This is a genomic window from Apibacter raozihei (genome assembly GCF_004014855.1).
In the GTDB taxonomy this organism is placed as follows: Bacteria; Bacteroidota; Bacteroidia; order Flavobacteriales; family Weeksellaceae; genus Apibacter; species Apibacter raozihei.
On sequence record NZ_CP034930.1, the window covers coordinates 2,904,532 to 2,919,456 of the forward strand.

Genomic DNA, 14,925 nt, shown 5'->3' on the forward strand with positions numbered 1-14,925 from the left:
AAGTTAAAAAAAACAGATGAAATAAGAAAATATCTTATCCGTTTGTCTTACGGTTCAGAAAATCAAACACCAAAGCATTAAATTCCTCCGGTCTGTCCAGCTCTATATTAATAGGCAGATAAAACAGATTATTTTTAAGCTGTTGGAAATGCTTTAATCGCATATAGTCTTTTTCTGTGGTAAGTATGATGCTATCACCTTTTATATTCTGATAGGCATTTTCAATATCTTCAATATCCGATTCGGAAAAATTATGATGATCTTTATATTGAAGATGTTTTACATAAGCAAATTGAGAATGTGAAAATTCCAGAATTTCTTCATATTTGGCTATCCCCGTTACCAGAAGAACCTTGTAGTGAGAAATCTCATCAATATTAAGTGTAAAACTGAAAGATTTTACTTTCTGTTCATACACAATCTTAGAAAAAAATAACGCCTGATAGGGCTGAAGTTTCAGCTTTCGCTCAATCACTTTTTTATCTTCCTCGGTAACTACTTCCGGACATTTGGTTACTACCACGATATGTGCGCGCTTTGCTCCGTATTTACCTTCGCGAAGCCTGCCCACCGGTAAGATTTTATCCTCATAATAAGGTTTAAAATAATCCGTAAGCAAGATATACAAATCAGCTTTTACATATCTATGCTGAAACGCATCGTCAAGAATAAACATCTCCGGATTAAAATCATTAATCAGGTGGTCAATACCTTCCGCTCTTTTCTCATCAACCCCCACTACAATTTTGTTACGGAAGCGTTCGAAAAACTGCATAGGCTCATCACCAATATCTTCAAAACCGGTTTCGTAATTTGCAAATTGATAGCCTTTGGTTTTTCTGCCGTACCCCCTGCTCATTATCCCGATAAGATACTTATCCTTGAGCAGATCGATAAGGTAAATCACAAAAGGCGATTTACCGGTTCCTCCTACACTTAGGTTGCCTACTGCAATAACAGGCTTCCTGTAGGTTTTGGAACGATAAATACCCCAGTCAAAGAATTTGTTTCTGATATAGGTTACTAACCAGTATAAACCGGAAAAAGGATATAAAAATATTTTCATATTCACGGCAAAATTATAAATTATATGATAATATTTACCTCTCTTTGTAAATGAATATTAAAAATTTTATTAACATCCCTGATTATGTTTTCTGAGAGATTGTATATTTCCATTCCCCCGGCATTTCCATAGTTAACCAGTACTAAAGCCTGTTTGTCATGTACCCCGGCGTTGCCTACTCTTTTACCTTTCCATCCGGCTTTTTCAATTAACCATCCGGCCGGAACTTTCACCTGATTTTCAGGTGCTTCGTAATGGGGCATCTCAGGATATATTTCTTTTAGGCTGTTAAACTGCTGAACTGGCAACAGGGGGTTTTTAAAAAAACTACCTGCATTACCGGTAACTTTAGGATTCGGAAGTTTATTATTACGGATAGCAATTACAGCCTCACTTACTTCTTTAATAGAAGGTTCGGATATGCCTTGTTTCAGCAATTCTTCTTTTATGGAACCGTAATCTGTTACAATATGATGATTTTCACTGGTAAGACGATACGTGACTTCCAGAATTACATAACGGTTTTTTCCTTCATTTTTAAAATAAGAATCTCTGTAACCAAACCTGCAGTCTTTGTTTGAAAAAGTTTCTATAGCACAGGTTTGAATATTTAAGGCTTTTAATGAATAAAAATGATCTTTAATTTCTACTCCGTAAGCTCCTATATTCTGCATAGGAGAAGTACCTGCATTTCCAGGAATCAGGGAAAGGTTTTCTAACCCTCCGTAGTTTTTATTTATACAATATTGTACGAAAGAGTGCCAATTTTCACCGGCGCTGGCCGTAACTAAAACCTGATGGTTATCGTCCGGTTTTTCTTCACGTATTCCCTTTAAGGCTATATGAATGGCCAATCCCTCCCAGGATTTAGCAAAAAGAATATTGCTACCGCCCCCTACCATGAGAATAGGCAATTCTTTTTCTTGTGCAAAAGCTAAAGCTTCTTCCAACTCCTGCATCGAGGTAATTTCACAGAAAAAACGACAGTAAGCCGGAACTCCGAAAGTAGTCAGTTCTTTTATATCTTTATTTTCCTCGATATGAATCATCTGGCTGAATTGTAAACTTCTATCCCCTTCTTCATAATTTCAACCGCGCTTTTAATATCCTCCTTATTGATTACGTAGGCCATTCTGATTTGTTTTTTGCCCAATTCATGATTGGAATAAAAACCCTGAGCCGGTGCCAACATCACTGTTCCATTATTATACTGATATTCTTTCAATAGCCATAGACAAAAATCTTCGGCATCTTCTACGGGAAACTCAGCGGTACAATAAAATGCGCCCTTAGGCGTTGGACAAAACACTCCCGGAATTTCATTAAGCAGCTGGACCAGCAGGTCTCTTCGTTCAGAATATTCTTTTCTGACCTGATCAATATAATCGCGAGATTCGTAATGAGCCGCATTGGCTACAATCTGTCCGATAAGCACAGGACTGAGACGTGCCTGAGCAAATTTAAGCGCCGTTTGTAAAAATTCACGGTTACGGGTAACCAGAAATCCACAACGTATTCCGCATAAGCTATATCTTTTTGATTCCGAATCTACTACAATTGCGTTTTCACTCAATTCCGGAAAATCCAATACTGAATGATGGGTCAGTCCGTCATAAACATATTCACGGTAAACCTCATCCGATATAAGAAATATATCTTTCTTTAAAACTATATCTCTTAACTTTTCAAGTTCTTCTTTAGAATATAGATATCCGGTTGGATTACTGGGATTGGTAATAAGTATCGCTTTAGTTTTAGGGCCGATAAGTTCTTCAAACTTTTCAATATCCGGAAGGGCAAAACCTGTTTCTATTGTGGACACAATAGGTACAATTTTTACTCCTAACGCTTCAGCAAAACTATAATAGTTGGCATAAAAAGGCTCGGGAACAATAATTTCGTCACCTTCATCGCACAAACATCCTATGGTAAATGACAGGGCTTCCGAGCCACCGTTGGTAATTATAAAATTATCAATTGATAAATCGGTAAAACCCAGCGAATGGTAATAATCGGTTAATGTTTTTCTATAATCGAAATTCCCTTCAGAAGGAGCATATTCAAAAATATCCAGGTTGATGTCTTTTAATGCCTTAACGGCCGCCTTTGGAGATTTAATATCGGGTTGGCCGATATTTAAATGATATACTTTAAGACCTTTTTCTTTTGCTTTTCGAGCATAAGGTGCTAACTTTCGTATTGGAGACTCCGGCATATTTATCCCCCGCGAAGAGAATTTTGGCATAATTTTTTATATTGTTTTGGTATTGACAAATTTATTGAGTAAATTTGTTTGTGACAAGAAAAAACGAAAATAAAAATCTAAAATTCTATTAATCATTTAATACTTATTTATTATGGGAAGTAAAAATACTCAAAATGTTTTGGCCGGTATGATATTAGGGGCTGCCGCAGGTCTTTTAGCCGGAGTTCTTATGGCACCGGATAAAGGTAGAAATACCAGAAAAAAAATTAAAAGAAAAGCCGAAGATTTAAGCGATAACTTTAAAGATACGTATTCCAAATATAAAGAAGATTTAAAAGATGGTTACGAGAAATACAAAAAAGATTTCCAAAAAAAGAAAGAAGAAGTTGTAGATAACCTAACCAGTGAGTACAACGACTTAACCAAAAAATAATTTTCTAAACTCGAAAAAAGAGTCAAATTGGTTTGACTCTTTTTTATTTTAAATCTGCTAGAAATATGGTTGGCATTATAAAAAAATACGTCAATAAAAGAATTGAGCTGTTGAAGATTGAATTAACAGAGACAATTTCCAGTATGATAAGTATTCTTATCTATATTTTTATTGTACTTACACTGGCTATGATGTTTTTAATTCTATTTAGTCTTGCCATCGGATTTCTTATAGGAGCATTACTAAACAACTGGGGATTAGGCATCCTTATTTTTTCACTGGTATATTTGTTGGCTTTTATTATACTTATTTTTAATTATAATAAAATCAGAAAATATATAATGCACAAAATTATTGAAATACAACTAAATGCAAAAGATGAAGAAGAAGATGACCAAGACTAACGAACGGTATACCTACGAAGATTTAATGTTAAGAAAACGTATTCTTAAACTTGAAATCAAAGAAATCGAAAGTATGGCCTCTTTGGAAAATCTGCCTCAGACTTTAGGTGCTATCGGAGGAAGTATCAAAAATAAAACTCTGGATTTAATTCAGAACCCTAATGCGATGAGTATGCTTATTGATGCAGGAGTTGGATTGGGTGCTGAAAAGATTATTTCACGTTTTGTTAATAAAAAGAGCATTGCCGGAAAAGCAATTATACTGGCATCAACTTATCTGATACCTGTGGCTGTACGCCAAACTAAAAACCTGATTGTAAATTTATCTAAAAAGAAAAATAAAGACGCTTTATATACTTCGCCAAATGTTGAGACTATTGACATGGATGATGATGAAGAAAAATAACTTTATTTGACACAAAAAGGTAATAGTACTGAAAATATATTATCATCAATTAAAAAGGGATATCATTATGATATCCCTTTTTATCTTCTTTAAACTTTCTTTTTAGTTTACAGCAGATGACAATTCAGCTCCTGCTTTGAATTTAGCTACTTTTTTAGCAGGGATTTTGATTTTAGCTTTAGTTTGAGGATTGATACCTTCTCTTGCACTTCTGTTAGATACAGAGAAAGTTCCAAATCCAACTAGAGTTACTTTATCACCTTTTTTTAAAGATGTTGTAACGTTAGCTAAAAAAGAGTCTAAAGCTTTTTTTGCTGCTGCTTTTGTGATTTCAGCGTCAGCTGCAATTGCATCGATTAATTCTGATTTGTTCATGACGATTTAATTTATTTAAGGTTATTTATCTTAATATGACAAAGGTAAGATTTTGTTTCATATATACAAGTAAAATTAGTCATTTTTTCGTTCTAACAAAGAATTTGTAAAGATTTTTAATCACTTTTTTTTCAAATTCTCAATTCTTTTTTAAAAAAGCACTTTATCTAAAATAATATTACCGTTTTCCGTGTATTTTACCAAATCATTTTTTATGAAACTCGAAATCAAACCTTTTTCTTTTTCGGGGTATAAAAGATGCAGATTAGCACCGGCATCTAAGGTAAAAAATAAGTGGGTTTTAGTTTCTTTTCTGAATTTCCATATTTTTTCAATAGCCGCTACAGTTCCTGTTTTCATTAAGATAAAGGCAGGTTGTGAGGTCATCATCATGGCATGCAGTGTGAGTGCTTCATGCTCAACCAGGCGACCAAATGCATCAAGATCTCCATTCTGTAATATCACAGACAACTCAGAAAGGTTTTTTACTGCTTCATTAAATCTGGCTTCTGCATACGGATGGTTGTTCATTAATCCGTGTCCGACGGTACTGCTGACTTCTTTTACCCCCTCATGTATTAGCAAAACAGTATCCTGAAAAGTAGTAAAATCGGGATGGATCTCAAATGGATAGGGAACGGCATATAAATCGGAACTTTCAGGAATTTCCGGATGCCTGCCCCAAACTGCTAATCCTTTATATAAAGATCTGCATGCACTTCCGGAACCTAATCTTGCCAGAAATGAAGCCTTCTGAATCTTATACTCCTCCGTCATTGTTTCTCCAAGCTTTTTACTTATTTCCATCATGCATTGGGCTATAGCACCGAATCCTGAGGCTGAAGATGCAATTCCACTGCTATGGGGAAAGGAATTATGCGTATGAATGGTATATTCATAATTTTCAACAAAAGGTATATATTTCTGAATAGAGGAAAGATATTTCTTAATTTTTTTTGAAAATTCTTCTTGTTCAACACTTTCTAAAAAAACATGTACCGCAAATTCATGCGTTTTTTTAAAATGAACTGTGGTTTGCGTGTAGCTGTCGGTAAGCGTGTAGCTTATCGAAGGATTAGCCGGAAGCTGGGGTTCATATTTTCCCCAGTATTTTATAAGGGCTATATTAGAGCTGCATTGAGCTTTTACTTCTCCTTCTTCCAAAAGAGTATAAGGTTGAGTTGAAATAAAATCAGATTCAGTCATTCTTATTATTTTTATATTTTACAAAATTTTGAGCATGTATTTTAAGCGATTCCTCAACCGGAATAAATGAATATGCCAGTTCATTTACAATTTTTTTGTTTGAATATTCGGTTTTCGACGTTAATGCATCTACTACAGATTTACTCATTACCCTATTCAAGGTGATCATCCTGATAATAAGTGCTATGGTTCCCAGCCAAAAATCAGAAATTTTGAATGGTTTACTTTTATTAAAATAATTTCGTAAAAGAGTAAACACTTTTTTATAAGATACATTTTCCGATATCAGAATATATCTTTGATTATATATCGGACTATTCATAAGTCTTATACAAATTGCAGCAACATCCCAGGCATCTACATAGGCAGTTTTACCACTGGTATATAATAGTTGTTTTTTAGAAACCATTTCATATAAAACACCACTACTTCTCTTCCAGTTTCGGGAGCCTAATATCACTCCGGGATGTACAATTACAACTTTTAACCCTTCCTGTGACCCTCTCCAAACCTCCATTTCAGCTCCATATTTTGAACAGGCATAGGAAGAATGATGAACTTTGAAATTCCACTCAGACTCTTCATCAATCTGAGTTTTTCCTAACATTGGGTCTAAAGTGGCAATGGAACTGATAAAACAAAATTTATCAATGTTATTTTCAATGGATAAATTAACCATATTTTTAGTTCCTTCTACATTAACTTTGTATAATTCAGCACGATCATGTTCATTAAAAGAAACTTTACCCGCTATATGATAAACCTGAGATACCCCCTGCAGTGCTTTTTCTACAGAAGAAAGGTTTAATACATCCCCTTCCGTCCATTGTATTTTATTGAACAAGCAGTTATAGCTTTCAGGTTCATAAAGCTTAAATAATTCCAAAATTTCGTTTTTGGAAGCTTCGGCACGAACCAAAACCCTGATTCGTGAATTATTTATTTTTGCTAACTGCAATAAAATATAACTGCCTAAAAGCCCTGTTCCTCCTGTTACTAATATCATATAAGATGCTAAATTACATTTTTTGTGTTTATAAAAAAAACATTACTCATATTCTGTTAAGTAGCCATAGAAAAAGATCTGATAATTCGGTTTCTACTAAAATCAGACCTGTGTTAATCGGCTATAAACGGCTTTTCATATAGAGAAAAAAGCTTTACATCGATTTACAAAAATTTTTATCTTTTTTGGAATTAATTTTGTTCCTGTTAAAACAATATGAATCATTATTTTAAATATCAATGAAAAGAAGATTAATACTAATTATGAGCTTATATTTTGCTTCTTTAAGCATATTTTATGCTCAAAATAAATCCTTGCCTTCCGTTTGGAACCTGGAACAGTGTCTTCAATATGCAGTCAGTAATAATATAACTGTAAAAAAAGCAGAACTATCCAAAAATACATCGGAACTGAATTACAAGCAATCTAAAAATAACCGATTGCCAAGTCTGAGTGCCAATCTAAGCGGCTCTATGACCAATGGAACTAGTATAGACCCTATTACCGGATCGTTTCAGGATGAGTTTTATACTTCTTCCAATGCCAGTATAAACTCCAACATTACATTATATAATGGAAGCAAGGTGAACAATACCATTATTCAGAACAAATTATTGGTTTCACAAAATGATCTGTATGTTCAACAGGCTGCCAACAATATAATATTAAGCATTACTGAAGCTTATGTACAGGCATTATACTACCAGGAAGGTATTGAAATAGCTAAAAATTCGGCAAAATCCACTGAAGAGCTATTAAAACAGGGAGAAGTTAAATTTAAAAACGGGGCTTTATCAAGAAGCGAGCTTGCAGATCTGGAATCTCAGAATGCAACAAACCAATATAACATTGTCACAGCCCAAACGCAATACAGTCAGCAGATACTGGTATTAAAACAACTTCTGGAGTTGGAACCTGAGGATGACTTTCAAATTGAAATACCCCACTCTTCTGATGTAGGTAATTATCTGATACCTGATAAACAATCCATTTACAGTAAGGCAATTGATAAACTTCCGGATACTAAAATATATGATGTGGCTAAAGAAATCAATGAAAAAGATTTGGACATAGCTAAAGCAGGTTTTCTTCCTACAGTAAGCCTATCCGCAGGATTAAGCACCGGTTTTTCAAGTACCCGTGAAAATATAAATTTTGGAAGACAACTAGATGGAAATAAAAGTGAACAGCTATCTTTGTCCGTAAGCATTCCTATATTTTCCAAATTCCAGAATAAAACAAATATAGCGTTGGCTAAAATCAAAATTCAGGAAAGTGAACTTGATAAATTACAGGCCAATAAAGACTTGTATAAAAAAGTGGAAACTGCATGGCTTAATGCGGTAACTAACCAAAACGAAAATGTTGCCTCAAAAACTTTACGGGACACATCAAGGCTTTCGTACGACCTTGCCATAAAAAAATATGAATTTGGTGGTTCTACAACTACTGATCTTCTCGTAAGCCAAACCAATTATTTAAATGCAGAACAAAAATATTTACAAACCAAATATATGGGTATTTTATACCAACAATTATTACAGTACTATCAAGGAAATCCAATAAAAATTCAATAACCATGAAAACAAATAAAACAAAAATAATTATCTTCACTCTCATACTTCTTGCTGGTATCTTTATTATATATAAATTTTTCTTTGCTAAAGATTCTTCTCCGGTAGTCGTTGAAACGGTCAAAATAAATAAAGGAGACGTAATTACGTCCGTTACTGCAACGGGAACCATAAACCCGGTAAATGAAGTTACTGTAGGTACTCAGGTATCCGGGATTATTGAAAAAATTTACGTGGATTATAATAGTCAGGTGACCAAAGGACAATTGTTGGCAGAGTTAGATAAAACTAATCTTATGGCTACTTTAACAGATGCTCAATCTTCCTATTCATCGGCAATCAATCAATTAAACTACCAACAGCAAAATTATAACCGTCAAAAAAATATGTATAATGCTCAGGTAATCAGTAAATCTGATTATGAAACAGCACAATACTCATTAACTAATGCCCGGGAGGCCGTTACACAAGCCCGTTCTGTATTACAAAAAGCACAAACCAATCTGGGATATGCTAATATTTATTCTCCTATAGACGGTGTAATTATCTCTAAAGAAGTTGAGGAAGGACAAACAGTTGCAGCTTCCATGAGTACTCCTACCCTTTTCACTATTGCTCAGGATTTAACCAAAATGCAGGTGGAAGCTAACGTTGACGAAGCTGATATTGGTGAAGTAAAAAACGGACAAAGAGTTACTTTTACTGTAGATGCCTACCCGGGAATAATTTTTAACGGTACGGTAAATCAGGTAAGGTTAGGAGCTACAACATCTTCCAACGTGGTTACCTATACTGTAGTTATTGTAACAGATAATACGGATTTAAAATTGAAACCCGGGCTTACAGCAACCGTTACTATTTTTACCAAAGAATTAAAAGATATTCTTACCATACAGGCTAAAGCTCTCAATTTTGAAATGGATGAAGCTACCTTGCAGAAATATTATAAAGAAAATAGCCTTTCATCAGGGAAAACACAAATTAAAACAAGTAACGAGAAAACTAAATATGTATGGATTAAAAATAAAGATGGTCGTCTTGAACAAAAACCAGTAACCGTAGGTGAAAACGATGGTGTAAATATCCAGGTTCTAAGCGGGCTGAAAGAAGGAGAAGAAGTAGTATACAGCATGAAATCTGCTTTAGTAGCTAACACTTCAGATTCAAGCAATAATCAAAGCCCATTTATGCCTAAACGTCCAGGCAGTAATAAAAGTTCACAAAACAAAACCAAGGTAAAAATGGGCGGACCAAATTAATAGTATAAATCATGAGTAAACCTATTATACATATAGAGAATTTGAAACGGGAATTTAAAATGGGAACTGAAACGGTTAAAGCCCTAAAAGGAATAGACCTGACCGTAAATGAAGGTGAATTTATAACCATAATGGGTTCCAGCGGTTCAGGAAAATCGACACTTTTAAATATATTGGGATGTTTGGATCAACCCTCAGATGGTATTTATGAGCTAGACGGAGTACGAGTGAAAAATCTGAGTAAAGATGAGTTAGCGAAAATAAGAAATGAAAAAATTGGTTTTGTTTTCCAGGCTTATAACTTATTGGCAAGAACTACCTGTGTAGATAATGCTGAATTACCACTTATGTACAATCCGAATGTTTCGTCGGAAGAAAGAAAAAACAGAGCTATATCTGCATTGAAAAAAGTAGGTTTGGGAGAACGTTTACAACATGTTCCCAGTCAATTATCTGGAGGTCAACAGCAAAGGGTAGCCATAGCCAGAGCTTTGGTAAATGAACCGGTAATTTTATTAGCAGATGAGGCGACTGGAAATCTGGACACCCGGACTTCCTATGAGGTAATGGCATTATTTCAGGAACTGAACCGAAACGGAATAACTATAGCTTTTGTTACCCATGAACCGGATATTGCTCAATTCAGTCATAGAACTATTACTTTAAAAGACGGACACATAGTTAAAGATGAAAAGGTAACAAATCCACTTAGTGCCGCTGAAGAATTAGCTAATTTACCTGTAGAAAATTAAATCATGAATTTAAACAATTTATTTAAAATATCATTTAGAGCTATCCTCTTAAATAAAATGAGGACTTTGCTAACCATGCTGGGAATTATCATCGGAGTAGCATCTGTTATTGCAATGTTAGCCATTGGAGAAGGATCTAAAAGAAGTATTCAAGATAACTTATCCAGCATGGGGTCAAATATTATTACTATCCGTCCAGGAGCTGGAAGACAAGGTGGTGTACGGATGGATATGAGTTCATCTCAGACGCTGACTTTAAAAGACATGAATTATCTAAAAAATAAGGCTACCCTTATTACAGATATATCCCCGGTCGTTAATGGTAATGGACAGTCTATTAATGGTTCTAACAACTGGCCTACTTCTATTTACGGAGTATCTCCAGATTATCTTGATATTCGAAATCTTGATATTAAGGATGGAAGTATGTTTACCCAAGATGAAGTAAATACATATGCTAAAGTTTGTGTTATAGGTAAAACCATTGTAGATAATCTTTTTCCCAACGGTGAAGATCCGATTGGTAAAATTATACGTTTTAATAAAATTCCTTTTAAAATCATTGGTGTATTAAGCGAAAAAGGAGAAAATACATTCGGGCAGGATCAGGATGATATCATTCTGGCTCCCTATACCGCAGTTCAAAAAAGAGTTCTTGCCATTACCTATCTTAATTCTATAGTTGCTTCCGCAGTAAGTGAAGATAAAGCAGAAGATGCTGTAACCGAATTAACTGAATTGATGAGACAATCTCATAGTCTACGCGAGAATGATGAAGATAATTTTAATACTTTTTCACAACAGGAAATTATATCCACTATGAGTTCCACTAGTGAAATGCTAACGATTTTACTTGTGGCTATAGCCAGTATTTCACTGGTAGTTGGAGGAATTGGAATCATGAATATCATGTACGTTTCTGTAAAGGAAAGAACCCGGGAAATAGGTTTGCGTATGGCTGTGGGGGCCCGTGGTAAAGATATTCTTATGCAGTTTTTGATTGAGGCTATCCTGATTAGTTTTACTGGCGGAGCTTTCGGTGTATTGATAGGTCTGACTTCTACTTATTTTATAAGTACCTTTGTCGGATGGCCGGTAAGTGTAACTTTTTATTCCATTCTTATTTCATTTGTAGTATGTACAATTACCGGAGTATTTTTTGGCTGGTATCCTGCCAAAAAAGCATCCGATCTGGATCCAATAGATGCTTTACGTTATGAATAGTACCAAATATTTTTATAATAAATACTTAATTATACTTTTACATATAGGTGTATGGGGATTGTTATTCATTTCCCCGTATCTATTTATTTCCGGGCAAACCAGTCTATCCAATATTACGGAACATTCCTGGATTCCTTTATTATTTTACATCATCATATTTTATCTGAATTATTTGTTATTGATAAAGAAATTTATATTCACAAAGAAAATTTTCCTTTTTATTTTAATAAATATTATTGTTATTGGACTGTTTGTGTGGATAAAACATGAATATATTCTTAAAATGTTTGTGGATAACCGTCCGAAATTTTCTCATCCTATAAGACCTTCCCGATCTTTTTTCATATATATTGACAGCCTTTCCATGATTATTCCTATTGCTTTTGTTGTCGCTTTAAAAATTGGTGAAAGATGGCTGAAAACCGAAGCTGAAAAAAAGGAAATTGAAAATATAAAGTTACATTCTGAACTGGAACATTTAAAATATCAAATACAGCCACATTTCTTCTTTAATTCGTTAAACAATATATATTCTCTGGTGGACATAGCTCCGGAAAAAGCAAAAGAAACCTTACACAGTCTTAGTAAACTAATGAGGTATCTTTTATATGAATCAAATTCAGATAAAGTTCAGTTAAACAAAGAAATTGACTTTATGAATAAGTATATTGAATTAATGAAGCTCAGACTAACCGATAAAACACATGTACATTCTTTTCTACCTAAAGTAGATAATTCAATTACAGTGCCTCCTTTACTATTTATTTCTATCATTGAAAATGCTTTTAAGCATGGCGTTTCAGCTACACAGGAATCTGAAATTGATTTTCAGATGGAAGTAAATAAAAATGTAATCCGTTTTGTATCAAAAAATAAAAATTTCCCTAAAACTAATTCTGATAAAAGTGGTTCGGGAATTGGAATGGAAAATCTTAATAAAAGACTTGATTTATTGTATCCAAATGAATACATTTATACATCAAAAATTATCCAGGATCAATATATTGTAATTCTGGAATTTAAATTAAATTAATCGTTTATATTTATTGATGGCTGAAAACAAAATTACCTGTATTATCGTTGATGACGAACCTATGGCTTTAAATCTTATTGAAAGTTATGTTATCAAAACCCCGTTTTTTGAATTAAAAGGCAAATTTTCAAATGCTATTGATGCATTAGCTTTTCTTAATAAGGAAAAAATTAATTTATTATTTCTGGATATACAAATGCCGGAACTTACAGGCATGGAACTTGCCGAAACTCTTACGGATGATAGCCGGGTTGTATTTACTACTGCTTTCGATCAGTATGCTTTGGACGGTTATAAAGTTAAGGCCCTTGACTATTTGCTTAAACCTTTTGATTATAAAGAATTTTTATTAGCTGCCAATAAAGCAAAGGAATGGTTTTCTTTGTTAAATCAACATTCCCTTATGCCACAGATTACTCCAGTTTCTACTACTTCTTACTTTTTTATTCGTTCAGAATATAAACAAATAAAAATAATTTTTGATACCATTTTATATATTGAAGGTTTGAAAGATTACGTTAAAATATGGTTGGTTAATGAGCCTAAGCCCATTCTTACCTTAATGAGCTTAAAAAAACTTGAAGAAGAGCTTCCTAAAAATAACTTCATGCGAATTCATAGATCATTTATTATTGCTTTAGATAAAATACAATCGGTAGAAAAAAATCAAGTAGTCATAAATCAACAGCATATAACCATATCTGATCAATATAAAGATAACTTTCAACAGTTTTTACAAACCAATTCCGCTAACTAATTTTAAGGTTTTGATAAATGAATCGGTCTATACTATTTACCTATTCTCTGATTAGTTTTCTTTTTCAAAACTATTTTCGTATATCCCTTAAGATTTAGTAAATTTGTAAAAATTTAAGTGTATCACACTTTTTAAATTAAAAGATGATTAGTAAAGAAGAAATTAAAAGCTTTTTAAAAGAGATAGAGGTTGATGACCTGGTAAGAAATATACAAATTATGGGAAGTACTGTTATGATTGACATGCTTTCCCACTCTCCGGCTATGCATGAAAAGAAAAGAATGGAGGTTGCCATGCATACTGCTTTTGAAGAGAAATTCGGAAAAGAAATACAGTTAAAATTAAATATACTGGTTGAAGTACCTGAAAAAGAGACGTCTAAAGGAAAATCGATTCCCGGTGTAAAAAATATTATTGCCATAGCTTCCGGTAAAGGAGGTGTTGGAAAGTCTACTATAGCTTCTAATCTGGCAGTTTCTTTACAAAAAATGGGATTCAAAGTAGGTTTGCTGGATGCTGATATCTACGGTCCTTCAGTACCTGTAATGTTCGATGTGGTTGATGAAAAACCTTTATCTGAAAATAATAAAATTATTCCTGTTGAAAGTTACGGTGTGAAGTTACTTTCATTAGGTTTTTTTGCGGGATCCAATCAGGCAGTAGTTTGGCGTGGTGCCATGGCTTCCAAAGCTATTCATCAGCTATTACACGATGCTGATTGGGGTGAACTTGATTTCCTTCTCATTGATTTACCTCCGGGTACGGGTGACATACATTTATCTATTGTACAGGAAGTTCCTGTTACAGGTTCTGTCATTGTAAGTACTCCTCAACATGTTGCACTTGCTGATGTTAAAAAAGGGGTTGCTATGTTCCAAATGCCTGAAATCAATGTTCCCGTATTGGGATTAGTTGAAAATATGGCATATTTTACTCCTAAAGAACTTCCGGAAAATAAATATTATATATTCGGTAAAAAAGGAGTTCAGAAACTGGCTGAAACTTTAGACGTTCCATTGTTAGGGGAAGTACCTATTGTACAATCTATCAGAGAAGCTTCTGATTACGGGCGTCCTGCTGCTTTGCAGGAAGATGAGTTTATTTCCGATATTTACCGAAACATTTCTAAAAATATGATCCAAAGTCTGGTTAACAGAAACGAGTCACTTCCACCTACTGAAGCTGTACGAATTACTACCATGGCAGGATGTTCAACCAAATAAT

General features: G+C 33.9%; 16 protein-coding genes. 10 read left to right on the forward strand and 6 right to left on the reverse strand.

Translation table 11 applies throughout. The features are described 5' to 3' along the window. Nucleotides 1–34: 34 nt before the first annotated feature. From lpxK to EOV51_RS12915, 3 genes are read right to left on the reverse strand one after another with little or no spacing between them, the layout of a single operon-like run. The gene (gene lpxK, locus EOV51_RS12905) at nucleotides 35–1,066 is read right to left on the reverse strand and encodes a tetraacyldisaccharide 4'-kinase (RefSeq protein ID WP_228427633.1); all 1,032 of its coding nucleotides are present in this window, start codon (nucleotides 1,064–1,066) and stop codon (nucleotides 35–37) included. A gap of 20 nt (nucleotides 1,067–1,086) precedes the next feature. Then, nucleotides 1,087–2,112 (reverse strand): UDP-N-acetylmuramate dehydrogenase, encoded by a 1,026-nt coding sequence (gene murB / locus EOV51_RS12910; protein WP_394343672.1) that lies wholly within the window; start codon nucleotides 2,110–2,112, stop codon nucleotides 1,087–1,089. Beyond that, nucleotides 2,112–3,311 carry a pyridoxal phosphate-dependent aminotransferase gene (locus EOV51_RS12915; protein ID WP_128152945.1) on the reverse strand — a complete coding sequence of 400 codons (1,200 nt, stop codon included), beginning with the start codon at nucleotides 3,309–3,311 and terminating at the stop codon, nucleotides 2,112–2,114. Before EOV51_RS12915 ends, murB begins: the two co-directional genes overlap by 1 nt. Nucleotides 3,312–3,423: 112 nt before the next feature. Here EOV51_RS12915 and EOV51_RS12920 point away from each other — a divergent pair, with 112 nt between their 5' ends. From EOV51_RS12920 to EOV51_RS12930, 3 genes are all read left to right on the forward strand, one after another. Then, entirely contained in the window at nucleotides 3,424–3,705 is a 282-nt protein-coding gene (locus EOV51_RS12920) for a YtxH domain-containing protein (protein WP_128152946.1), read from the forward strand. Nucleotides 3,706–3,770: 65 nt separating this feature from the next. Continuing rightward, on the forward strand, nucleotides 3,771–4,109 hold the full coding sequence (locus EOV51_RS12925; protein WP_128152947.1) for a phage holin family protein: 339 nt from the start codon (nucleotides 3,771–3,773) through the stop codon (nucleotides 4,107–4,109). Further along, nucleotides 4,075–4,515, forward strand: coding sequence for a hypothetical protein (locus EOV51_RS12930; protein ID WP_128152948.1), 441 nt, complete (start codon nucleotides 4,075–4,077; stop codon nucleotides 4,513–4,515). Before EOV51_RS12925 ends, EOV51_RS12930 begins: the two co-directional genes overlap by 35 nt. Before the next feature lie 102 nt (nucleotides 4,516–4,617). On the opposite strand, the gene EOV51_RS12935 is transcribed toward EOV51_RS12930, so the two are convergent. The 3 genes from EOV51_RS12935 to EOV51_RS12945 form a co-directional block, all read right to left on the reverse strand. Further along, nucleotides 4,618–4,890, reverse strand: coding sequence for an HU family DNA-binding protein (locus tag EOV51_RS12935; RefSeq protein ID WP_128152949.1), 273 nt, complete (start codon nucleotides 4,888–4,890; stop codon nucleotides 4,618–4,620). Between the two features lie 150 nt (nucleotides 4,891–5,040). Continuing rightward, nucleotides 5,041–6,096, reverse strand: coding sequence for a diphosphomevalonate/mevalonate 3,5-bisphosphate decarboxylase family protein (locus EOV51_RS12940; protein ID WP_128152950.1), 1,056 nt, complete (start codon nucleotides 6,094–6,096; stop codon nucleotides 5,041–5,043). Then, nucleotides 6,089–7,102, reverse strand: coding sequence for an SDR family oxidoreductase (locus EOV51_RS12945; RefSeq protein WP_128152951.1), 1,014 nt, complete (start codon nucleotides 7,100–7,102; stop codon nucleotides 6,089–6,091). The genes EOV51_RS12940 and EOV51_RS12945 overlap by 8 nt, the downstream gene beginning before the upstream one ends. Before the next feature lie 239 nt (nucleotides 7,103–7,341). Between EOV51_RS12945 and EOV51_RS12950 the strand changes: the two genes are divergently transcribed. The 7 genes from EOV51_RS12950 to EOV51_RS12980 all read left to right on the forward strand — a co-directional run bounded on the left by EOV51_RS12950 (nucleotide 7,342) and on the right by EOV51_RS12980 (nucleotide 14,924). Further along, entirely contained in the window at nucleotides 7,342–8,679 is a 1,338-nt protein-coding gene (locus EOV51_RS12950) for a TolC family protein (RefSeq protein WP_128152952.1), read from the forward strand. A 2-nt stretch (nucleotides 8,680–8,681) separates the two neighbouring features. Continuing rightward, entirely contained in the window at nucleotides 8,682–9,935 is a 1,254-nt protein-coding gene (locus tag EOV51_RS12955) for an efflux RND transporter periplasmic adaptor subunit (RefSeq protein WP_128152953.1), read from the forward strand. An 11-nt stretch (nucleotides 9,936–9,946) separates the two neighbouring features. After that, nucleotides 9,947–10,687: an ABC transporter ATP-binding protein gene (locus tag EOV51_RS12960; RefSeq protein WP_128152954.1), complete on the forward strand. Its 741-nt coding sequence runs from the start codon at nucleotides 9,947–9,949 to the stop codon at nucleotides 10,685–10,687. Between the two features lie 3 nt (nucleotides 10,688–10,690). After that, nucleotides 10,691–11,911: an ABC transporter permease gene (locus EOV51_RS12965; protein ID WP_128152955.1), complete on the forward strand. Its 1,221-nt coding sequence runs from the start codon at nucleotides 10,691–10,693 to the stop codon at nucleotides 11,909–11,911. Further along, nucleotides 11,904–12,944, forward strand: a complete 1,041-nt coding sequence (locus tag EOV51_RS12970; RefSeq protein ID WP_128152956.1) for a sensor histidine kinase — start codon at nucleotides 11,904–11,906, stop codon at nucleotides 12,942–12,944. The genes EOV51_RS12965 and EOV51_RS12970 overlap by 8 nt, the downstream gene beginning before the upstream one ends. Before the next feature lie 16 nt (nucleotides 12,945–12,960). Then, nucleotides 12,961–13,701 (forward strand): LytR/AlgR family response regulator transcription factor, encoded by a 741-nt coding sequence (locus EOV51_RS12975; RefSeq protein WP_128152957.1) that lies wholly within the window; start codon nucleotides 12,961–12,963, stop codon nucleotides 13,699–13,701. A gap of 143 nt (nucleotides 13,702–13,844) precedes the next feature. Continuing rightward, a complete protein-coding gene (locus EOV51_RS12980) occupies nucleotides 13,845–14,924 on the forward strand; it encodes an Mrp/NBP35 family ATP-binding protein (protein WP_128152958.1) in 1,080 nt (359 codons plus the stop codon). The last annotated feature ends 1 nt before the right edge of the window (nucleotide 14,925 follow it).